This window comes from Aquabacterium commune, assembly GCF_004362855.1.
GTDB lineage: Bacteria > Pseudomonadota > Gammaproteobacteria > Burkholderiales > Burkholderiaceae_C > Aquabacterium > Aquabacterium commune.
The window spans coordinates 169,232-191,444 of sequence record NZ_SNXW01000004.1 but is presented as its reverse complement, the minus strand read 5'-3'; the positions used below and the strand labels follow the sequence as shown (position 1 = coordinate 191,444).

Below are 22,213 nucleotides of genomic sequence, written 5' to 3'. Positions count from 1 at the left end.
ATTGACTTATTCATCAGCCGCCCCGCCGGTGACAGCTTTCACTTCGGCCAGCAAGTCGCCAAACTTGCCATAGTTGACCTTGACGCCATCGTCCAGATCGATCGCAATTCGTTGGTCTGCGTAGTGGCGCAGCTTTTCGTCATAGGCCAAGAGCTCATGATGCTGCTTGCGCAGCGCATCCAACTGCTTGGTCAACTTGTTACGTTCGGCAGTAGAGCTGGCTCGGCGAATGTCAACCTCAAGACTTTCCATGCGCGCCTGCATCTTGCCGGTGAGTGGCAAAACGTATTCAGAACGCATGCGGGCCAGTGTGCCTTCGTGATAGCGATGCAGGTAAACCAGCGCTTGAAAAGCACCCAGTTTGCCGCTGCTGAAGAGCCAATAAATCGGTCGCTTCTTGTAGGTCTGGAGGTGGTCCTTGAAGAACTTGTCGGCCAGGTAGCGGCGAATCGTCTCCTCCGGGGTTTCGGCTCCCTTGGTACCGAGGTTCTCGGCCAGCCAAGCCATGTTTTCGTCCAGCGTGTCCAAGCCCCATACAGCGCGCATGAACTCCCGCACTCGGCTCGCAGCGTCATCCTCGAACCAGCGATCGTCGGTGACCGGCACGATACCGTCGGCGTCAGCCGGGAATTTTTTCTCATACCGGCTCGGGTCGAAACCGATGTTGCCAGCGTGCGCGTAGATCAGCCCCGGTTCATCTAAGCTGTAGCGGCCCATCATACAGCCGATGGCATAAGAAATCAGTCGGCCTGACTCAGTTGTTAGCTCTGGCCTCAGGTACTCAAACTCGCCACTACTTGACTCTGGAGAAATCTCATTTTCGAGGCCATACGCGGAAATCAACGTCATGTTAATTGCTCGCGTGACGCTGTTAGCGTGGAGGATTTCGGCCTGCCGATCCTTAAGAAAATCAAGCGACGCCACCCGGACGTTCTCCGATTTATTTCGGAGAATTTGTGGGCAGCTAAAGTTCCATGAAGTTTCAGCCGAATCCCACTCCTTCTCGGCAATTTTCACCAGTTCTCGAGCATTAGCTTTCAAATCGTCTACTGAATCCGATGATAGGTCCGGTATTGGGATTAGGCGGATCGCACCCACATTGAAATCAAGCGTTGGCGCAAGAAATTCAAACATCACATCGGCAACCTTCGAATTCAAGAGACTTAATATGAACCAGATATCTTCGCCTTTGGGGAAGGCGCTCGCACCCTTCGCACTGAAGGTATACCCATCTGGACTCAAGCGGGCTCCGAAAGTACCCCCCATTGCGGACCAGGTAACGCCAGGCTGAAAGTAATACCCTCTTGACGGCAGACAATTTCCAGACACGGCCAGATTCTCGTAGCTCTCTTGATCGAAGGCAACCAAATAGTCGTTGTTACCGAACCACTTTCGCAACTCACCGCCCTTATTGTAGGGTACCCACTTCCTGCCGCTGGCGAACACCTCCTCTTTACAGCCGGCGGAGAGTATTGTGCGACCGAAGCTAACCTCATGCCACAGGCGAACGAACCTATCGTTATTTCCGGTTTGAAAGCCCTGTCGGACAGGCGCCATAGACTCTATATTTCTGCCTTTGTCAAAGCAGGCTATCACGGCCTCCGATAGCCAGTAGGCCATACGACCCTCTGGAATTCTCGAGAAATCCTGTTGAAGAAACTTAATGGAGCTCGATTCAGCGAGGAAGACATCGCGCTTTTCTGTCTCTGTTTTCGGTTGCACAAGCCGGAAACAGTCGAGGACATTCCTACCTGCAAAAGATTTTTGAAATACCGTGAACGCAACGACCCTGACAATCTCACCTGATATTGCCTCAAATGCGCGCGGACCAAGATGCAGAAGGTTTGCTATCGAGAAATCATTTTGAATTCTCGTCCTCACGGCTTCAAACGACGGCAGGAACATCCACCCCTCCATCGTGAGGAGCGCCATTAAACCATGGCCTTGCTTAAGCAGTAGCAAACTTCTATCGATGAATGCCGAATAAATATCAGCCTTGCCGCTGGAGAAATTAAATTCGGAATAACTCTTGAGAGCGTCATTCATCCCATTTCGTCCACCCATATACGGCGGATTTGCCACCACTGCATCAAATTTCATCCCCAACACCAACGCCTGCCAAACTAGCGCCGACACATCCTTGGCAGCCTGCCGCGCATACATATCACCGTCTTGCAATGACTGCTCCAAACCCGCCGTCATTAAAGCCAGTTGCCCGTTGAGCTCCTTGGGGATCTTGATCAGGGATCCGAATGTCTTAGCGTGCTCGAAGGTGTCAAGCAGCGCTTTGAGCAACGCGCGCTGTAGTCCGAAGGGGGCCAGATGGGTGGCAAGTTCATCGACCTCCAGGCCCTTGCTTTCCTGTAGGCTCAGCACGTTTAGCTTGGGCGGATCGTTGAAAAGGCGGCGGTCGTCGGCGCGGGCCTTCATCAGCAGGGCGAAGGCGGCGAGCTGGGCGGCGCGGTCGTCGATGTCCAGGCCGTAGAGGTTCTTCTCCAGAATCAGGCGCGGGATGGCGCGGGGCTGGTAGCCGCGTTCCAGGTAGATGGCCTTAAGCACGTCGTAGGCCACCACCAGGATGTGGCCGCTGCCGCAGGCCGGGTCGAGGACAGTGATGGTTTCAGGGTTCAGTGCCTCGCCGTCCTCGCGGATGCGGGTCTGTATCAGCGCGTCCAGCTGCGCCTGCACCTCGGGCGTCTGCTCGGCCGGCTGGATGTAGTAGGGCCACTGGCTGGCCAATGTGCTGTTCGGGTTGGCCATCAGCCACAGGCGGCCCACGCTGTTCTGCACCAGATACTGCACGATCCAGTTGGGCGTGAAGAGCTGTGTGGCGGCGGGGATGTCCTCGCTCTTGACCACTTTGCCGATGACCTGTTCCTTCTTTTCGCTGATGTAGAACTGATAAAGCCAGCCAATGGCCTCAACCTCGGTCCAGTCTTCTTCAGGGATCTCAGCCACCAGCTTGGCAACGATGGAATCGCTCAGCAGTAGGTTGTCAGGCAGCAGTAGCTCGGTCTCGTCGTCAATGGCCTCAAACAAGAAGGGCATCGCGCCATGCAAAGCGTTGCATTGCGCAATCAGCGCGCGGCGAAACAGCTCTCCATCTTGGTTGTCCAACTTAAGCTGGCGCACTTGCTCAAGCTGCAAGCCTGGCAAATCACCAGCCTCAGCCAGTTCCACGGCATGGCTCAAGACTTCGGGCAAGGCGCCATCTGGGTTTGACAGAACACGGCGGCCATGACCCAGGTAGTCGTGCAGCTCCATGTACCGCAATGCTGCAAAGCGGTTGAACCAGGTGTAGGCCACCGCCTCCAAGGTTGCGGCGTAACCATCGCGCTTCATGCGCTGCAGCAGGCGGTCACGCTTGCCTTGCACGCTTGCGGGCCAGGGGCGGCCGGCGATCAAGGCCACATCGCCATTCACTTGGCAAGGCTCGGCATGGGGTTGCCCACCCACTTCGGTCAGGCCCAGCAGTTGCGCACGAGCGGTCACGGCGGCGATGAAGTCTTTGCGGGCCTGGGGGGCGTAACGCTTCAGGTTGGTCTTGTTCATGGGTAATCTGGTGAGCTTGCGTTACTGGATGCGGACACGTTGGCCGGCTTGAATCACGGCCATCAACTTGGTGCGCAGGCGATCCAGGTAAGCATTGACGTCTTCTTCTGTTTCCAAGTAGCTGCTGGGCGATAAGTTGGCCGCATGCACCGTCTGGCTGGTTTTAGGTGCGGTACCCACAGCTGTTGGAGGGGACGGCTCATTGGCCGTGCTGGTGGTAGCACTGCCGCCGGTTGCGGGCAAAGGCTTGGGTACCGCACCACCAGCCCCTGTCGGGGCAGGCGGCTTGGCCGCAGTGGCAACAGCTGCGCGTATCTTCTCCATGGCCTCGTCCAGCCGGTCCCCAGACTGCCCTTGCAAGTACAGAATTTGGGGAATTGCAGATAGGCCGGCCACTTTGTTCTTCAACGCTTGCAAGGGCTGAAGCACTGTGTTGCTCAGTTCAGGCGTCGCTTTGGCCTGCGCCAGTGCCTGCTGAACTTCTTCGATCTTGTTGTCGATCGAACGCAAAGCCTTCTCGCGCTTTTCGCCGGCCAGCGCATCGTTGACGGCCTGCACGGTGGCCACCAAGGGCTCGATGCGGCTGATCTGGCTGTAAGGGCTGGCGTTGTCACGCAGAGCGTCCAGGTCATTCAAGGCTGCCTGAGCCTTGGGATCTTTGACCAGCGCTTCGCGGTTGGCATCGAACACCTGCAGGGCTTCAAGCATCTTGCGCCAAGTGGGCAACTGCTGCTCATAGAAGGCCGAAAGATCGGCCTTGTCATCACCTGCATCCAGCCAGTCGTTCTTGTCACGGTTCAGCGCTTCGACATACTCGAATGCATCGCGAATGGCCTGTTGCTTGCCAATGCGAGCAAGCAAGGCATCGATGGCGCTTTTTCCTGGATGGTGCTTCTGACTTGCAATGCCCACAAAGCTGCGCAAATCTTTCGCCCATTCGTCCAACTGTGCGCGCCAATCGGCCACCAGCCCGTCTTCGTCTTCACGGGGCAGCCTGGCGAACAGGTCTTTGTGCAGGTCGCGGGCACGCTTGAGGCTGCCCGCATCCGCCAGCTTGCGCTTGAGGATGGATACCTGTTTGAAGCGAGCAGGTTTGGTCAGCGGATCGATGGCACTAGTTGGGTCCAGATCAGAGCCTTCCAGCGTCAGCTTGATCTCGCCAGCCATGAAAAGGCGGGCAATGATCAGCACCGTTTCCCAGTCAGGCTTCCAGCCATATGGAATGGCGCTGTAGCGGTCCACCACGTCAGACAACAGCACGCGCTTGTCTTTGGCCACCAGGTTCAGGTGCTCTCGCACATCGGCGATGGCTTGTGGGTTGCCCTCCTCCCCACCCAGAGCCAGGGTGCGCTGGGCCAGGTCATCAGCCGACAAGACGGCTCGGATCTCGGAAATCGGATCAGGTTGGCGCACCTTCAGCAACTGCAGCTTGAGGTAGGTGTTGGTGACCAGGTAGTTCACCAACTCGTCCAACAGCGTGCCAGGGCTTGAAGCCTTGCTGGTGAGCTTCTGCCCCTTGGCATAGAAGGTGCCGCTGGTCATCAATTCGCCGATCTGGGTCACCAGTCGGGATCGACGCTCGCGGTTCTCGTCTTTGCGATCGCCCATGATCTTCTTGAGCGAAGGTGTGGCGGTGGCCGCTTTCGGGCTGTCCACGTACTTCTCGATCTGAAGGTACAGCGACAGCTCGACGTCCAGGCGGCTGCCCTCATCCAGGCGAATCAACGCACGTCCATCACCCTCCGCACTGCGCAACACGCAGTTGGCGTCGTTGCTCAGGCGTTCATAGTCATCGCCCAAGGGGGTGATGACTTCGATGGTCAGTTGGTGGGTGGCTTGCTTGTAGGGGATGCCGTCCAGGAGGCGGTTGAACTCGTAGTCAGCCTTCGTGTCGCGGTGACGAACCTTGGTCTGGCCGGACAGGATCTCGTCGAACACGATGTCGCTCAGCAAGCGCACCTTTTCTGAGGCGGCCACATCCACGTGGCCGATCTCGCGCGCCACATCGCGTTCTTCGTTGGTTAGGAAGAACCACTGGTCGCCATTTCGGCTGACCAGCTTCTGAGACTCCAGCCGCTCCAGGCTTTGCTGGATGCGCCGCTTGAGGGCCAACTTGTCCTCGTCGATACGGTCCAGGCACAGGGTGGCCAGGTTATCGACCGTGGGCTTGATCACCTCAGACACATAGCGGATCAAGAACAAGGCCTTGAGCAGTTGCAGATCGTGCGGCAGCTCCAGCGCACCGTTCTCTTCGGCCTGGTCGATGGCTCGCTTCACGGAGGTATCCAGGAAACTTTCAATCGACGGGTAGAAGTTGTACAGCGGCACCAGGGCGTCAATGCCACGCTCTGAGCAAGTGCGTGTGGCTGACTGGAAGGCATCCAACAAAGAGCGCTCGCCGCGCGAGAGGTGCTTGCCAGTGGCCCCTACCCTGCGGATGGATTCGAAGATCTTTTGCAGCAGGGTGAACTGGTACGGGGCGAAGGGGTAGTACGCCACGAACTCAGCCGCATCCTTGTAGCCACGCAGGGTCACCGTGGTGCCCACGAAAGAGAGCTGGTTGTTGATGATGTCAGCCTGCTTCTCGTAGACCGTGCGCAAGGCTTGGTGTGCGGCTTCGGTCTTGGCCAGCAGGCGCTCGCCGATCACCTCATCGGTGTTCGAACTGGCCAACGACAAGCGGGTGTGAAAGCGCCCTTGAATCTTCGAAAAGTCTTGGCTCTTGGCCTTGTTGGCATCGCCAATGGCCGCGTCGATGTCTTCCTGACTGGTCACGATCACCCAGGCACGACCTTGGCACAAGGTGCCCAACTGCTCGGTGATGGTCTGCAGCGTGAGCATCAACTGGGTGTTGGTGCCAATGAACTGACCGACTTCGTCCACCAGGAAGATGACGCGGTGGCCGTCAGGCTTAGTGTCCAGGTATTCACGCAGCAGCTTGGCGAAGTTTTCAATGTTGATCTTGTAGCTATCACGCGCGTTATCGAACCATGCGGCGGCAGACTCGGGCGTCATCGACAGAGCTGCCGACAACGCGGCCACGATCTCGTCACGCAGGAAGTCAACCGCATCGCGCTCTTCACGCCAAGTCGAGCCCTTCTGCTCAAAGAACACCTTCTGGAAGGCCTCGTAAGCGCCTTTTGAGGCCAGGTAGCGCTCCATTTCAGCCACATGAGGGGCATCACCCGAGAAACCCAGCTTCTCATTGAAGACTCGCAGGAAGACCTGCAGGATCACATCACGGTCAGACTTGCTGTCAGCCTTGGCATCGATGTTGAAGAGGATGACATCGGCACTGCCCTTGGTGGCACGTTGGATGTCTGCCAGCAACATGGGGTCTTTGATCTTGCTGGCATCGAAGAATTCTGCCGCCCGACGGCTGGTGCCGGACTGAGGCTCATAGGCTTCGAGGTTCTCCAGCAGGTACGACAGGATCTTGATGAAGTGAGACTTACCCGAGCCAAAGAAGCCCGAGACCCACACGCCCATGCGTGCGGCCAAGACCGGGTCCTTAGGGTTGTCGGCCGCTGCCAGATAGGCATCGAAGAACTTGCGGAGATACTCGGTCAACTGCTTGGTGACCACGTACTCGTCCAGCTCCTGCCAGATGCTTGCGGCGTCGCGCTGGTCGGCCTTGATCACGCCGTTGATGGGGCGATCAATGGACTTGGTAAACAGTTCTTTGATTTTCAACATGCTTCTTGTCCCTGAAACAACTTATTCGACGAGCCGGAATGCTCGGTAGTAGTGGTCGTCTGCCATCTTGCTGAAGAGGTTCAACGAGTACCCGTCATAGCGGCCTGGGTAGAACATCAGCAAGGGGGTGTTGCCCATGACGGGGTGCAACGCAGACAACAAGGTGTTGGTACGCACCATCGGGTATGAGGCCCCTACTCCTGTGAGGATCACCATGTCGATGTCCTCCAGATTGAGCTGTTGCGCGATGCGCTGAGCCAGCTTGTCTTCCTTGAGGACCGAGCGCAGGGGGGCCAAGACGGCGTCATTGCCCTTGTCCAACTGCATCTGGATGACCTTGTCCAACAGCCCACGCTCCTCCAGCAATTCCAGGATCAGCTTGAACAGGTCGATCCGTTGCGCACGGATGGTGGGCACACGCTTGCCCAAGGCAGGCAAGACCGTGCCATCCAAAAAGGCTCGCACGTCCAGCTCACACTCGGGTGGGTAGTCAAAGATCCAGAAGCCGATTTCATTGCCCAAGCCTTGGTTCTGAAGAAACTCCTCAGACGTGATGCGGTCAAGAATGAGGTTGAGGCGCTCGGCCAAGGTTCGGCTCATGGGCGCAGCTCCAAGGTGTCGATCAAGGCGTCTTCTCCGTGATGTTTGAGCAGCGCACGCACTTCAGGGTGAAGGCTTGGCGTGCGGAGCTTGAGTGTTCGGTTTGATTCGAGGTATCGCGCGTCAACCAGCATGCTGACGATGACCTGAAAAAGTTTTGTGCGCGTTGAAGCTGTCCAGCTCTCAACAGCGGGATCTCGGGCTGCGCATTCAGACAGGAAGATGTCCCATTCGCGTCGGGCAATGGCTTCGTCCATACGGCGTACGTGCCCGGCCACCACTGACCGCATGAAGTCAGCGATCAGGGTGCTGTGCTTGATGCAGGCAGCAAACACTAGTTGGGCCGCAGCCTCTTGAGAGCCTGAGGCAATGAGCTTCAGTGCGGCCTTGGGCAAGGTACCGAACCTGGCCCGCAACAGATTGGCCTGGCGCGTTGACGTGGCGGGAGTGTTCTTCTGCAGCAGGTTGTCCGCGCAGATCGCTTTGACCCAGTCTGCTTGGGTCGGGTTCGTCTGCAACAGCGCGGCGACCTTACGGGCCTCGGGCAGCATCAAGCCGCCAGCGGTGATGGTGGCGCTGTAGCGGATGACCGAGTCGATCATTCGTCTCCCTCGGTCGAAGGCTTGGGCTCGGGCGTCTTCTTGGCTGACTTGGCAATTGCCTTCTGAGCGCGGGCCTTGCCGCGCTCGATCTCGAAGGCATGGAACTCATCGGCAATGTCATCGGGCAGGAGCAACTCCAGCATCTGCTCTCGCGTCAAGTCGTACTTCTGGCGGCCCCAGATCTTGATCTTCAACTTTGCGCTTGCAGCTCGCTGCCCTCGAACGACGTTGCCCAGGTAGACGTGACTCACCCCCAGATCAGCCGCCAACTCCCTAAGGCTCATGTTTCGCTCTCTTGCCAAAGCAAGAATTTGCTCAGCCCAGTCAATCGGTTGGCTCATGCGGCGCACCCCCAACTACGAGCGTCCAGGTCGTCACCACCACACGCAGATGCATGCGCCTTTTCATCAGTCCCTCTCAATAGCAATGACATGCCCCCTGATGGCTGGCCCGCGCCGACGGTGCCTACGCCACGGTGAAGTCTCAAAGATGTGTTCGTCATGCGAGTGCTTGGGACTTGTTGGTTCGGATTGACGCTTGACACATGGTTCCATTTAGATACCATAACGGTATCCTCAAGAAACCAGCGCAACAAAGATGATCAACCCAGCCGGTATCTAGAAGATTCCATTGTAGATCAACGGGTTGCCACAGAACGCCGAGCACGATGCCCTCCAAAGCCTTACCGCAACTTGACGCTGAACTCGGCGTTCACGTCCGCAGCTTGTTGTTTGATGAGCCACCAATTGCGCTCTCCCCCACTCTGGCCAGAGCCATGGGCTTGCCTGAGGCCGTTTTCCTGCAGCAGTTGCACTACTGGCTTGCGCACAAGGCACGGGATCCACTGCGCTACCGGGACTACATCCATGATGGTCGGCTCTGGGTTAAGTGGACTCAGGAAGAGTTGATGCAGCAGGTGCCGCTCGGGCGTTCGACTGAGCCCCACAAGCGCGTCATCCGAGTGCTGAAGGAGCTGGACATCTTGCTGGTTGAACAGCACCTTCGCTCGAGCTGGAATCAGTCCAATTTCTTCTCACTCAACTATGCGGCACTAGACGCGCTGCTGGAACAGCGTCTTTCACACCAATGCAGTGCAGTGAAAAACACAAGTCCAGCTGCAGACAAAACAACCCTCGTTGAGCGCGAAAAAACCACTCCGATTGGCGCCGCACCTTCTGATCACTATTCAAAGACTACAAGCAAAGAAGACATCAAAGAGCCCCCCACCCCGGACCTAGTACTCGATGAGCTGCCCAGAGCGCTGCGCGAGGAGGTGGCGAGGCTTGTTCCTCAGGGCCCGCTTGGGCAAGACTTTGTCGACCTACTGGTCGCACGCCTGAAGCGAGACAAACAGCTCCCTGTTGAACACCAGCTTCAATACCCTCTGAGTTGGCTGAAAACGATGATGCAGAAAAGTGATCTTGATTTCACTCCTGCGAAAAAAATTTCCGCCGATAGAAAAACTCAACAGAAAACAAAACAGCAAGTTGAGATGATTATCTCAACACCAAAATCAGAAAAGGCAGCCATCAGCGAAAGACTTCGCGCGGCAATGCAGTTCATCGAAAATTCGAGCCACGAGGCCCGCGCGAAATTAATCAAAGAGCATTTCACCGCAAGCCCAGGGCGGCAGATCCGATCAAAGGTTGAAGCATCCATCATGACTGGATCGCAACCCGAAGGTCGATACGTGCAAGAACTGATTTGCAGCATCGTTGAATCAGCGCAAGGAGGTCAAAATGCATCCGATGTTTGAAATCCCCACCCCATCGGAAGCGCTTAGCCCTGATGAGTTGCATCAAATCACGGGATCAAGCAGAAAGCGCGAGCAAATAACTTGGCTCGAACTCAACGGGTGGGTTTTCGTCAAAAACAGAGCTGGTGAGCCCATTGTTGGCAGGCTTTACACCCGCTTGCGACTTTCGGGCCTTCACCCCGCGACACTCGCAGATCAAAACTCAGTGCCAAACTTTTCGTTGGTGAAGTAAATGCGACCAAAAACCACCAGCATGGACCTGCCGCCCAGAATGCTTCGGCGCAGAAAGAAATTCAAGAGCGGCAAGATTTGGGAATCCTTCTACTACAACGGTCGGGACGATGATGGCAAGCGCATTGAAATCCCATTGGGCAGCGATCTCAACGAAGCAAAACGCAAATGGGCTGAACTCGAATGCAAACCAGCGCCCACTGAGACCGGAACCCTGAATTACATTTTCAAGAAGTATGAAACCGAAGTAATTCCAACCAAAGCACCAAGAACCCAGATTGACAATCAGTGGTGCCTCAAGCAACTTAAACCTGTCTTCAGCAACACCCACATCGATTCAGTTACGCCGCAGCACATTGCCATTTACAGGGACAAAAGAACTGCAAAAGTCAGAGCCAATCGAGAAATAGCTCTGTTCAGTCACATCTTCAATCTCGCTAGAGAATGGGGCTACACAACCAAAGAGAATCCGTGCCGGGGCATACGAAAAAACAGAGAAAAGCCTCGCGATTTTTACGTTGATGCCGAGGTATGGAACGCAGTCTACAAGGTCGCACCGGTTGAATTGAAGGACGCAATGGATCTTGCGTATTTGACCGGCCAGCGACCCGCTGACGTACTGAAAATGTCACTCGTGGACATCAAAGACAATGCGCTTGAAGTCCGTCAGAACAAAACATCGAAGTACCTTCGGATATTGCTCAAAAAGGAAGACGGTACGAACACGGAGCTTGGCGATGTGATTGAGCGCATCAAGGCTCGGCCGCGCAAGGTCAAAAGCCTTCACCTGCTAGCGACACCGGCTGGGACACCCCTGAACAAGCCCACGCTGCGAATCAGATTCGACAAGGCGCGCGATGACGCTGCCACCAAAGTACTCCAAGAAGCGTCTGATGAGAGCCGAGTAGATGCCGAAGTGCTGGCCACAAGGATCCGCCAGTTCCAGTTCCGCGACATTCGCCCTAAAGCCGCCTCTGACATCGCTGACCTGGCTGCGGCATCAGCCCTACTGGGCCATACCGAGCAGGAGCTCACACGCAAGGTCTACGTTCGCAAAGGAGCCACAGTCAAACCGACCAGATGACCCTTCAAGCTGTGCCAACCGAGCCAGGGCAACAGCTCGCCACACGTTGTGTGGCGGAGACGGTGAGATTCGAACTCACGGAGGGGATAAGCCCTCGGCGGTTTTCAAGACCGCTGCCTTAAACCACTCGGCCACGTCTCCAACGACATCATTTTTCAAGGGGTTGCGGAGATGATGCGGAGATGCGGAGACGCAACCCTTTACCAATCAACCACTTAGCCATGCTTACACCGGTTTTCAAGACCGGTGCCTTAAACCGCTCGGCCACACACCCTTTGAGCCCTGCATTGTAGGGCACCCGCGGACAGCATCTCAGGCCTTGCCCGGCTTCTGTGCCTGGGGGCAATCGATCTGGATGAGCTCTCGCACCGGGCCATCGACGCGCACCGCGGTGAGCTGCCCGCCCCACACGCAGCCGGTGTCCAGGGCCATCAGGTCATCGCGGTTGATCAGGCCCAGCGTGGACCAGTGCCCGAACGCCACCGGCGTGCCGGCCGTGCGCCGCCCGGGCACCTCGAACCAGGGCATGAAGCCTTCGGGCGCGCCACCCACGGCTTCCTTGGTGGTGAACTCCATGAGGCCGTCGGCGCTGCAAAAACGCAGCCGCGTCAGGCTGTTGACCACGCAGCGCCAGCGCGCCACGCCGGTCAGACCCTCGTTCCAGCGCTCGGGTGCGTTGCCGTACATCTGCGTGAGGAACTCGCCCAACTCGGGGCTGCGCAGCATGGCCTCCACCTCACCGGCCAAGGCCACGGTTTGCGCGGCGTCCCATTGGGGCAGCACGCCGGCATGCACCATCAGCCAGCCATGCGCATGCACGGCCAGGCGCTGGTGGCGCAACCAGTTCAGCCAGTCCTCGCGGTCGGGGGCCTGCAGGATGGCGTCGAGCGTGTCGCTGCGGTGCGGCTTGCGCACACCGTGGGCCACGGCCAGCAGGTGCAAGTCGTGGTTGCCCAGCAGGCAGGTGGCCGAGGCGCCCAGGCCGCGCAGGCGACGCAGCACGCCCCGGCTGTCCGGCCCGCGGTTGACGAGGTCGCCCAGGAAATGGACGTGGTCCCGCGAGGGGGAGAAATCGAGGGTCTGCAGCAGCCGCTCCAGCGGATCGCAGCAGCCCTGCAGGTCGCCAACAAGGTAGATCATGGCAGGGATTCTGCTACGCTTGAACGATCTTGACCGACGGCCCGGCGTGCGCCCGGCGCCTTCCATGGAACTTGCGCTGCTGATTTTCCTCACCTTCCTCAATGGCTTGTTCGCCATGTCGGAGATGGCCCTGGCCTCCAGCCGCAAGGCGCGCCTGCAGGTGCTGGCAGAAACCGGTGATGCCGGCGCACTCGCCGCCATCGAGTTGCACGACAACCCCACGCAGTTCCTCTCCACGGTCCAGATCGGCATCACCTCCACCGGCGTGCTCAACGGCATCGTGGGTGACGCGGCCTTCTCCCAACCTCTGTCGCTCTGGCTGCAAGCCAACTTCGACCTGCACGACCGCGTGGCCTCGGTCAGCGCCACCGGCCTGGTGGTGCTCATCATCACCTTCGTCACCATCATTTTCGGCGAGCTGGTGCCCAAGCGCGTCGGCCAGATGTACCCCGAGCCCGTGGCGCGCCTGGTGGCCAAGCCCATGCGCCTGCTCTCCAGCATCGCCAAGCCCTTCGTGGCCATGCTGTCGGCCACCACGGTCGGCATCCTCAAGCTGCTGGGCGTGAGTGACAACGGAGGGCGCAGCGTGACGGAAGAGGAAATCGCCGCGCAGCTGGAGGAAGGCCTGGACGCCGGCGTGATCGAAGCGCACGAACACCAGATGGTGCGCAATGTGTTCCGCCTCGATGAGCGCCAGATCGGCTCGATGATGATCCCGCGCGGCGACATCGCCTGGCTGGATGCCGAGGTGAGCATGGCCGAGAACCTGGCCACCATCGCCGAGCACGGCTACTCGCGCTACCCGGTCTGCCGCGGCGGCCTGGACGATGTCATCGGCGTGATGACAGCGCAGCAGCTGCTGCACCAGCTCACCCAGCACCAGAACAACGACCTGACGCAGGGCCTGCTGCCCGCGGTTTTCGTGCCTGAGACGCTCTCGGGCATGGAGCTGCTGGAACACTTCCGCGCCTCCGATGTGCAGATGGTGTTCGTGGTCGATGAGTACGGGGAGGTGCAAGGCGTCATCACCCTGCGCGATGTGCTGGAGGCCATCACTGGCGAGTTCACGGCCTCGGAAGACTCGGACGATGCCTGGGCGATCCAGCGCGAAGATGGCTCCTGGCTGATCGACGGCCTCATCCCCGCGCCGGAGCTGAAGGACCGCCTGGAGGTCAAGACCTTGCCCGACGAGGACCGCGGCCGCTACAACACCCTGGCTGGTTTGGTCATGCTGCTGCTGGGCCGCTTGCCGCGCACCACCGACGTCGTCGAGTGGGAAGGCTGGCGCTTCGAGGTGGTGGACATGGACGGCAAGCGCATCGACAAGGTGCTCGCCAGCCGCTTGCCACAGCACTGAGCCGACGGGCCGAGGTCAGGCGCGATCACGCGATCAAGGTCAAGGTCAAGGTCAAGGTCAAGGTCAAGGTCAAGATCAAGGGCCGTCGTTGGTCGAAGCCTCGTCCCACAGGCGGCGCGTTTGCGCGCGCCAGCATCGCCCCGCCCCCCAACTGCCATCAGACTGCCACAGCCAGGCACCGCACGCGGGGGTGGCATCGACATGCACGCCCAGCGCCGCATAGCGCGCCACGACGGGGGGTGAAGGGTGCCCATAACGGTTGCGCCGCCCCGCCTGGATCACCGCTGCCTGCGCCTGCACGGCCGCCAGGAAGGCGGGTGTGGACGAGGTCCGGCTGCCGTGGTGAGGCACGACCAGCACCGTGCTGCGCAAGCGCGCGGCGCCCTCCCGCGCCAGCAGCGCCTGCTCCTGCGGGGCTTCGATGTCCCCTGTCAGCAAGAGGCTTTGGCCGCCATCCGCCTGCACACGCAACACGCACGACAAGGCGTTGGTGGGCAGGCGTTGGCGGTTCTGCAGGTCGGCCTGCGTCGGGTGCAGCACCTCGAAGCGCACGCCGTCCCAGGTCCAGGCCTGGCCGGCCGCGCAGGGCTGGTGGGGCAATGTCCAGGTGCCGCTGGGCAGACGATCCGGCTGGCGCGCCAACAGGGCGTGATCTTCGGGGAGTGAACTGCGCAGCGCGGCCACCGGCACAGCTCGCACGACCGACAGGGCGCCGCCCACGTGGTCGTTGTCCTGGTGGCTGATGAGCAAGGCGTCGAGCCGACGCACGCCCAGGGCCTGGAGCACCGGCAACACGACGCGCACGCCCATGTCCCCGCCCGCGGGCAGGCTGGCGCCGGTGTCGAACAACAGGCTGTGCTGCGCGGTGCGCACCAGGACGGCCGTGCCCTGCCCCACGTCCATCGCGACGGCGGCAAATTGGCCCGACGCCGGTTGGGGCAAGGCGCGCCAGGGCTCGGGCAAGCACAGCAGCGGCAGCAGGAAGGGCCAGGCCAGGCTGCGCCAGCGCCAGGGCCCGGGCAGTGCCAGCGCGAACGAGGCCAGCACCGCCACGATGGCCACCCACATCGGCGGGCTGGGTGCAGCCCACACCGCCAAAGGCAGGTCCGACAGCCATTGCAGCCCTTGGAATGCCAGCCCGGTGCACGCGGCGGCCACATCCCACGCTGGCGGGAACACCGTGCCGGCCAAGGCCAGCGGCGTGATGAGCGCGCCGAAGATGGGCACGGCCAGCAGGTTGGCCACCACGCTCACCAGGGAGACCTGCTGGAAGCACACCAGCGACAGCGGCATCAGCGCAAGGCTGACCAGGCGCTGGGTGCGCCACAAGGCCATGGCTTCGTCGCGCAGCCAGCGCCAGGGGCCACGTACGCCACGGAGGCTCGCGCTCTGCGCCGGGTTGCCGGCGATGGCCACTTCCAAGGAGCGCTCACCTGCCGACATCAGCACCGCCACAGCGACGAAGGACAGCCAGAACCCCGGTTGCATCAGCGCGAAGGGATCCCAGACCGTCACCAAGGTGGCGCACGACAGCCATACCAGCGGCCAGGGCCAGGCGCCTCCCAGCAGACGCAAGGCGCTCATGAGGGCCATGGTCCAGACGGTGCGCTGTGCCGGTACGCCACCGCCCGACGCAAGTGCGTACGCCGCGGCCCCCAGCACCGCCACCCACAAGGCCGCGGTGGGGGCGGGCAGCCAGTGGCAGAGTCGGCTGGAGCGCGACCACAGCCGCCGCGTCAACGCCGCGCACAGGCTGCCCAGCATCGCAACGTGCGCACCGCTGATCGACACGGCATGGGCGACGCCTGTGCGGCGGAGCACGTCCCAGTCACCTGACGCGATGGCGGCCTGGTCACCCACCGCCAGGCCGGTCAGGACGCCCGCCTCGCGCGCCGAGGGCACCCGCTGCAAGATGGCCTCGCGCACGCCTTGTCGCCAACGGTCGATGCGGTCCTGCCAGCTGGGCGCATCGCCGTCGCCTGCCGGTTGCAGGCTGTCAGCCCCGGGGCGCAATTGCCCCACCGCCCGCACACCTCGGCCAAATGCAGATCGGGTGCCAGAGTTCACGCCAGGGTTGGACAAACCGTCGGGCGCGTGAAGCCGCAGCCGCATGCGCCAGGCTTGTCCGGCCCGGGGCGTTTCGAACGCAGGCCAATCGGCATAGAGCGTGAGGTGCTCGGGCAGCCGCCAACCGGGCTCGGGCTGCACGCCCTCCCAGCGCAGCACCGCGGCATCGAGGCGCCAGCGCAGGGCCCTGCCCTCGGTGCCGGCGGGGGGCAACGGTTGCGGCAAGCCCTCCAGCTTCAGCACGGCCCACACGTCAACGCCGTTGAGGTGCGAAGGCCAGCGTTGCGCCAGCACCTGTGACGCCCGCCAGCCTGTGCTGCCCCATGCCAGCAGCGCCGCGGCCAGTGCGAACACAGGCAGCAGAACCAGGCGCCGCCAGCGCAAAGGCGCGCGCCACTCCAGCCAGACACCCGCCAACAAGCCCACCACGCCCAGCGCCACACCACCATGGAACCACGCTGCCGGCGCCAGGCGCACCGATTGCCACTGCCACGCCACGCCCAGCAACCACCCCAGACAAGCCACCACCCACAGCCAGAGCCCCAAGCCGCTGGGTGCTTGGCGCACGCGGGCCTCGGGGGGCTGCACCACCGCCATCGCCCTCGCCATGTCCCCATCCCTGCTTTGTGTTGTGGGCGCAGTGTAGGATTTCACCCTCTGGCGCACCGTGACACGCGCTCCCTCTGAAGGGGGTGCATGTCGCCAAATGCGCCCCCTGAATCGCAGCCAGATCCGCCGCTGGCCCACCGCCCCACCCCACACGCCATGTCCATCGAACAACGCCTGCAAGCCCTGGGCATCACCCTGCCCCCCGTGGCCGTGCCCGCCGCCTCTTACCTGCCTTTTGTCCGCACCGGCAAGCTGATCTTCCTGTCGGGCCACATCGCCAAGAAAGACGGCCAGGTCTGGGTGGGCCAGCTCGGCAAAACCATGACCACCGCCGAAGGCCAGCAAGCCGCACGCGCCATCGCCATCGACCTCATGGGCACCCTGGCCGTGGCAGCCGGCGGCCTGGACAAGGTCCAGCGCATCGTCAAGGTCATGAGCCTGGTCAACAGCACGCCCGACTTCACCGAGCACCACCTCGTCACCAACGGCTGCTCCGAACTGCTGGCCGAGGTGTTCGGTGACGCCGGCCGCCACGCCCGCAGCGCCTTTGGCGTCGCGCAGATCCCGCTGGGGTCTTGTGTCGAGATCGAGCTCATCGCCGAAGTGGCCTGACCATGCCGCGCCTCACCCCCCGCCTGCTGCTCACGCTCATCAGCCTGGCGTGCGCTGGCTCGGTCGGCCTGGCCTTGGTGGCGCAGCACCGCTACGGCATGGAGCCCTGCCCCTGGTGCATCCTGCAGCGCATCCTCTTCGTGCTGCTGGCCGTGCTGGGCCTGCTGGCAGCGGCCCTGCCCGGGTTGGCGCGCCGCGTGCTGGCCGGCGTGGCCCTGCTGGGCGCGTTGGGTGGCATGGCGGGGGCCCTGTGGCAGCATTTCGTGGCGGCGCAGTCGAGCTCCTGCGCGCTGACGCTGGCCGATCGCATCATCACCGCCACGGGCCTGGACGTGCGTTGGCCCGAAGCCTTCGAGGTGCGCGCCTCGTGTGCCGATGCCGCCGTGAGCGTGCTCGGCGTGCCGTTTGAGCTCTGGAGCCTGGCGCTGTTCGCCCTCACCGGCGTGATCCTGCTGGCGAATGTGCTGGCCTCGGGCCGGCGCGCCTGAGCGCACGAGCCTGGTCACGCACCCAACACCCCTTCCCACCGTGCTGGACCAAGACCCCTCAGCGCCGACAGCGCTGATCGACTTCCCCCCCACCGAAGCCGGTGGCCCACGCCAGCGCTGGCGCCTGCACCAGCCCTCGCGCTGGCTGGTCGCGCACGACCCCAGCCAGGTGCCCGGCCTGCTGGACGCCGCCCACGCCCTCAGCCGCCAGGGCCAGTGGGCCGTGGGCTGGGTGGCCTATGAAGCCGCTCCAGGCCTGGACGCCTGCCTGCCGGTCAAGGCCCTGCCACCAGGCCAGCCCTACGCGGTGTTTGCCATCTTCGATGCCGCCGAGCCCTGGGATGGCCATGCCGCCGACCACGCCTGGCACGCCGGCCCCTGGCAGGCCGCGCTGAACGACGACGCCATCACGCAGCGCATCGGGCAAGTGCGCCACTTGATCGAAGCCGGCGAGGTCTATCAGGTCAACCTGACCGACACCCTGAGCGGCCCCTTCGAAGGCGGCACGGCGGCCATCGAGCCCTGTTTCGCCGCCCTGCGCCGCAGCCAGCCTGAGGGCTACAGCCTGATGCTGGACGCGCGTGCCGCCTGCCGCGCACCGGGCGTCGTGCTGAGCGTGTCGCCCGAGCTGTTCTTCGACTGGGACGCCGGCACGGGCCAGTCACCCGATGGCGGTCGCATCACCACCCGCCCGATGAAAGGCACGGCCGCCCGCGGCCACGATGCCAGCAGCGACGCGGCCTCCGCCGCCCACCTGCTCGACAGCCCCAAGGAGCGCGCCGAGAACCTGATGATCGTGGACCTGCTGCGCAACGACCTCTCGCGCATCGCCGAAGTGGGCAGCGTCAAGGTGCCCTCGCTGTTCGACGTGCAGGCCCTGCCCACCGTCTGGCAAATGACGTCCACCATCACCGCGCAAGCCCGACGTGGCCTGCGCCTGAGCGAGGCCTTCGCCGCGCTCTTCCCCTGCGGCTCCGTCACGGGTGCGCCCAAGCGCCAGGCCATGCACCACATCGCCCGGCTGGAACACGGCCCGCGTGGCGTCTATTGCGGCGCCGTGGGCCTGATGGCACCGGGTGGCCGCGTCACCTTCAACGTGCCCATCCGCACCGTGGCGCTGCACACGCCGCCGCCGCCCGCGCCCTGGACGCTGCGCTGCGGCATCGGCAGCGGCATCACCCTGGACGCCCGCGCCGACAGCGAACTGCGCGAGTGGCGCGCCAAGCAGGCCTTCCTGCGCCGCGCCGCGCAACCCTTCCAGCTGCTCGAATCCCTGCGCCTGGCGGACGGCCACATCCCCCGCCTGGACGCCCACCTGCAGCGCCTGGCCGCATCGGCCGCGCACTTCAACTGGCCTTGGGATGCCGGCTGGGCCGAGCACGCGCGCCAGCGTCTGGCCGACACCGCCCAAGCGCACCCGCACGGCCTGTTCAAACTGCGCCTGCTGCTGGACGTGAACGGTGCCACCGAGGTGCAGGCCGCACCGCTGCCCGCCGCGTCCGAAGCGCCACTGCAGGTGGCCCTGGCCGACCGCCCCATGCCCGAGGCCGACGACTTCATCCGCCACAAAACCACCCAACGCGCGGCCTACGCTGCCTTCCCCGCACCGCCCGGCTGTTTCGACACCCTGCTGCACAACGCCCAGGGCGAACTCACCGAGTTCACCATCGGCAATGTGGCCGTGAAGCTCGATGGGCACTGGTTCACGCCGCCGCTGTCGGCCGGCCTGCTGCCCGGGGTGATGCGCGCCAGCCTGCTCGCAGAGGGTCGCCTGGCAGAGCGCCGCCTGACGCTGGACGACCTGTCCCACGCCCAAGGACTGGCCCTGCTCAACAGCGTGCGCGGCTGGGTGGACGTGTGTCTGGCCACGCCGGCCTTGCCCCCACACAGCCACGGCAGCCGCGCAGGCTGACACAATCTCGGCACACGTCAACCCCGGACCGTGCCCGCACGGCCCCACACGCGAGACACCATGCGACTCCTCCACACCATGCTGCGCGTCGGCAACCTGCAGCGCGCCATCGACTTCTACACCCAGGCCCTGGGCATGACGCTGCTGCGCACCATCGACCGCCCCGAGCAGCAATACACGCTGGCCTTCCTGGGCTACGGCCGCAACCCCGAGCACGCCGAAATCGAGCTGACCTACAACCACGGCGTCGAGGCCTACGAGTTGGGCACGGCCTACGGCCACATCGCCATCGGCGTGGACAACGCGGCGGCCGTCTGCGACGCCGTGCGCGCCAAAACTGCCACCCTGGGCGGTGCCGTCACGCGCGAAGCCGGCCCCATCAAGGGCGGCAACACCGTGATCGCTTTCATCACGGACCCGGACGGTTACAAGATCGAGCTGATCGAGCGCCCGCAGGCTGCGTCCGAACTCAACTCAACCGCGAACTGATCAGGGCTTGATCAGGGCCGGTGGGCCGCGATCTTCGGCGTGTCCACCTGCACATCGCCGCACTGGGCGCGGTGGCGCAGCGCATGGTCGATCAGCACCAGCGCCAGCATGGCCTCGGCGATCGGCGTGGCGCGGATGCCCACGCAGGGGTCGTGGCGGCCGAAGGTCTCGACCGTGGCCGGCTGGCCATTCAGGTCGATGGACTGGCGCGGCGTGCGGATCGAACTGGTCGGCTTGATGGCGATGGCCACGCGCAGGTCCTGCCCCGTGGAGATGCCCCCCAGCACACCGCCCGAGTGGTTGCTGCCGAAACCGTCCGGGAAGAGCTCGTCGCCGTGCACGGTGCCGCGCTGCGTGACGCTCTCGAAGCCCGCGCCGATCTCGACGCCCTTGACGGCGTTGATGCCCATCATGGCGTAGGCGATGTCGGCATCGAGTTTGTCGAACAGGGGCTCGCCCAGACCCACGGGCATGCCTGTGGCTTCGACGATGAGCTTGGCGCCGCAAGAGTCACCGGCCTTGCGCAGCTCGTCCATGTAGGCTTCGAGCGCGTCGATCTGGCTGACATTGGGCGCAAAAAACGGGTTGTTCGGCACGTGCTCCCAGCCCTCGAAGGCGATGGGCTGCTCGCCAAGCTGGGTCATGCAGGCGCGCACTTCGGTGCCGAACTGCTCACGCAGCCACTTCTTGGCCACGGCACCGGCGGCCACCATGGGCGCGGTCAGGCGGGCCGAGGAGCGGCCACCACCGCGCGGGTCGCGGATGCCGTACTTGTGCCAGTAGGTGTAGTCGGCGTGGCCCGGGCGGAAGGTCTGCAGGATGTTGCCGTAGTCCTTGCTGCGCTGGTCGGTGTTGCGGATCAGCAGGGCGATGGGCGCACCCGTGGTCTTGCCTTCGTAGACGCCTGACAGGATCTCGACGGCATCGGGCTCGTTGCGCTGCGTGACGTGGCGCGAGGTGCCGGGGCGACGGCGGTCCAGGTCGCCCTGGATGTCGGCCTCGGACAGGGCCATGCCCGGAGGGCAGCCGTCGATGACGCAGCCGATGGCCGGGCCGTGCGACTCGCCGAAATTGGTGACCGTGAACAAAAGACCGAAGGTGCTGCCGGGCATGGGGGCGTCCAGAAATCGCTACAAGGTTGCAGCCGCTATTGTCCCCCATCGCGCTGTGCGCGTGGCGGGGATGCGCCCCGGATGCTGCCCCGGTGCAGCCCGGATGCGAAAACGCCCGGACGAGCCGGGCGAGAGGGTGCGGGAAGAGCCGCGAGGATCAGGGATCAGGGGCGGCGGGCAGGTCGGCGCCCGATCAGGCCCGCCTGGGCCAGGCGCTCAGAGCAGCGCCTGGCGTTCACCGGCCGTGGCACCCTCTTCCACCGGCCAATCACGGATGTATGCCTTGAGCATGCGGTTTTCGAAGTCCTGTCCGTCCACCACGGCCTTGGCCACGTCGTAGAAGGAGATCACGCCCATCAGCGTGCGCTGCGTCATCACGGGCATGTAGCGCGCGTGGCGGCTGAGCATCATCCGGCGGACTTCGTCGATGTCGGTTTCGGGCGTGCAGGTCAGGGGGTGGTCGTCCATGACGGTGCGCACAGTCAGGCTGCCGAACACGCCGCTGTTGCGCACGGTCGCCTGGATGACTTCGCGGAAGGTGAGCATGCCGGCCAGGTCGCCGTGGTCCATCACCACCAGCGAGCCGATGTCGTGGTCGGCCATCGTCTTGGCAGCTTCGGCCAGCGCCTGCTCGGGATGGATGGTGTACAGGGTGCTGCCCTTGACACGCAGGATGTCGCTGACTTTCATGGGAACGGTCTCCTCGATCTGGGTGCAAGAACTACTTGCATGAACGCTGTGCACTTCAAGCCTGCGCACTTTAACGGCTTGTGGCGCGACTTGCACAACAACACGGCGGGCATCTCTGTCCCAGCTCAACAAGGGCCCTGGACAGGCAGCGGCACGCGGTCTTCATTGCGACAGACATGCGCCCACCTGAACAGGGGGTTGTCCCTGATTCGACGC

At 62.6% G+C, this 22,213-nt stretch carries 17 protein-coding genes and 1 tRNA gene; 8 read left to right on the top strand and 10 right to left on the bottom strand.

Annotated elements, in window-relative coordinates; translation table 11 throughout:
- Nucleotides 1-6: 6 nt before the first annotated feature.
- From pglX to EV672_RS09235, 5 genes are read right to left on the bottom strand one after another with little or no spacing between them, the layout of a single operon-like run.
- Complete coding sequence (pglX, locus tag EV672_RS09255; protein ID WP_133608523.1) at nucleotides 7-3,552, bottom strand: BREX-1 system adenine-specific DNA-methyltransferase PglX; 3,546 nt, start codon at nucleotides 3,550-3,552, stop codon at nucleotides 7-9.
- A gap of 21 nt (nucleotides 3,553-3,573) precedes the next feature.
- Nucleotides 3,574-7,248: a BREX system P-loop protein BrxC gene (gene brxC, locus EV672_RS09250; RefSeq protein WP_243738604.1), complete on the bottom strand. Its 3,675-nt coding sequence runs from the start codon at nucleotides 7,246-7,248 to the stop codon at nucleotides 3,574-3,576.
- Between the two features lie 21 nt (nucleotides 7,249-7,269).
- Nucleotides 7,270-7,836: a DUF1788 domain-containing protein gene (locus EV672_RS09245; RefSeq protein ID WP_243738603.1), complete on the bottom strand. Its 567-nt coding sequence runs from the start codon at nucleotides 7,834-7,836 to the stop codon at nucleotides 7,270-7,272.
- An 8-nt stretch (nucleotides 7,837-7,844) separates the two neighbouring features.
- Nucleotides 7,845-8,450, bottom strand: a complete 606-nt coding sequence (locus tag EV672_RS09240) for a DUF1819 family protein (RefSeq protein WP_133608519.1) — start codon at nucleotides 8,448-8,450, stop codon at nucleotides 7,845-7,847.
- Nucleotides 8,447-8,791, bottom strand: coding sequence for a helix-turn-helix domain-containing protein (locus EV672_RS09235; RefSeq protein WP_133608517.1), 345 nt, complete (start codon nucleotides 8,789-8,791; stop codon nucleotides 8,447-8,449). Before EV672_RS09235 ends, EV672_RS09240 begins: the two co-directional genes overlap by 4 nt.
- A 326-nt stretch (nucleotides 8,792-9,117) precedes the next feature.
- Between EV672_RS09235 and EV672_RS09230 the strand changes: the two genes are divergently transcribed.
- The 3 genes from EV672_RS09230 to EV672_RS09220 are packed head-to-tail and all read left to right on the top strand — an operon-like array spanning nucleotide 9,118 to nucleotide 11,521.
- Complete coding sequence (locus EV672_RS09230) at nucleotides 9,118-10,206, top strand: hypothetical protein (RefSeq protein ID WP_133608515.1); 1,089 nt, start codon at nucleotides 9,118-9,120, stop codon at nucleotides 10,204-10,206.
- Entirely contained in the window at nucleotides 10,190-10,438 is a 249-nt protein-coding gene (locus EV672_RS19370; RefSeq protein WP_208110743.1) for a DUF4224 domain-containing protein, read from the top strand. The genes EV672_RS09230 and EV672_RS19370 overlap by 17 nt, the downstream gene beginning before the upstream one ends.
- Nucleotides 10,439-10,459: 21 nt before the next feature.
- Nucleotides 10,460-11,521: a tyrosine-type recombinase/integrase gene (locus tag EV672_RS09220; RefSeq protein WP_208110742.1), complete on the top strand. Its 1,062-nt coding sequence runs from the start codon at nucleotides 10,460-10,462 to the stop codon at nucleotides 11,519-11,521.
- 51 nt (nucleotides 11,522-11,572) lie between these two features.
- On the opposite strand, the gene EV672_RS09215 is transcribed toward EV672_RS09220, so the two are convergent.
- Together EV672_RS09215 and EV672_RS09210 are read right to left on the bottom strand one after the other, a co-directional pair.
- Nucleotides 11,573-11,662 (bottom strand) — tRNA-Ser (locus EV672_RS09215).
- 171 nt (nucleotides 11,663-11,833) lie between these two features.
- Complete coding sequence (locus EV672_RS09210; RefSeq protein WP_133608511.1) at nucleotides 11,834-12,661, bottom strand: symmetrical bis(5'-nucleosyl)-tetraphosphatase; 828 nt, start codon at nucleotides 12,659-12,661, stop codon at nucleotides 11,834-11,836.
- Between the two features lie 64 nt (nucleotides 12,662-12,725).
- Here EV672_RS09210 and EV672_RS09205 point away from each other — a divergent pair, with 64 nt between their 5' ends.
- Nucleotides 12,726-14,018 carry a hemolysin family protein gene (locus EV672_RS09205; protein ID WP_133608509.1) on the top strand — a complete coding sequence of 431 codons (1,293 nt, stop codon included), beginning with the start codon at nucleotides 12,726-12,728 and terminating at the stop codon, nucleotides 14,016-14,018.
- A gap of 75 nt (nucleotides 14,019-14,093) precedes the next feature.
- Here EV672_RS09205 and EV672_RS09200 read toward each other — a convergent pair whose 3' ends face one another.
- On the bottom strand, nucleotides 14,094-16,694 hold the full coding sequence (locus EV672_RS09200; RefSeq protein WP_133608507.1) for a DNA internalization-related competence protein ComEC/Rec2: 2,601 nt from the start codon (nucleotides 16,692-16,694) through the stop codon (nucleotides 14,094-14,096).
- A 156-nt stretch (nucleotides 16,695-16,850) separates the two neighbouring features.
- Here EV672_RS09200 and EV672_RS09195 point away from each other — a divergent pair, with 156 nt between their 5' ends.
- Genes EV672_RS09195 through gloA form a run of 4 tightly spaced genes read left to right on the top strand, consistent with a single transcriptional unit; the run spans nucleotide 16,851 to nucleotide 20,195 of the window.
- Nucleotides 16,851-17,306, top strand: a complete 456-nt coding sequence (locus tag EV672_RS09195; RefSeq protein ID WP_133608682.1) for a RidA family protein — start codon at nucleotides 16,851-16,853, stop codon at nucleotides 17,304-17,306.
- Nucleotides 17,307-17,308: 2 nt separating this feature from the next.
- Complete coding sequence (locus tag EV672_RS09190; protein WP_243738602.1) at nucleotides 17,309-17,794, top strand: disulfide bond formation protein B; 486 nt, start codon at nucleotides 17,309-17,311, stop codon at nucleotides 17,792-17,794.
- Between the two features lie 40 nt (nucleotides 17,795-17,834).
- Nucleotides 17,835-19,706, top strand: coding sequence for a chorismate-binding protein (locus EV672_RS09185; protein ID WP_243738601.1), 1,872 nt, complete (start codon nucleotides 17,835-17,837; stop codon nucleotides 19,704-19,706).
- Nucleotides 19,707-19,766: 60 nt separating this feature from the next.
- Nucleotides 19,767-20,195, top strand: a complete 429-nt coding sequence (gene gloA / locus EV672_RS09180; protein ID WP_133608503.1) for a lactoylglutathione lyase — start codon at nucleotides 19,767-19,769, stop codon at nucleotides 20,193-20,195.
- Nucleotides 20,196-20,206: 11 nt separating this feature from the next.
- Here gloA and aroC read toward each other — a convergent pair whose 3' ends face one another.
- A complete protein-coding gene (aroC, locus tag EV672_RS09175; protein WP_133608501.1) occupies nucleotides 20,207-21,307 on the bottom strand; it encodes a chorismate synthase in 1,101 nt (366 codons plus the stop codon).
- A gap of 216 nt (nucleotides 21,308-21,523) precedes the next feature.
- Nucleotides 21,524-21,997 (bottom strand): CBS domain-containing protein, encoded by a 474-nt coding sequence (locus tag EV672_RS09170; RefSeq protein ID WP_133608499.1) that lies wholly within the window; start codon nucleotides 21,995-21,997, stop codon nucleotides 21,524-21,526.
- Nucleotides 21,998-22,213: the final 216 nt, after the last annotated feature.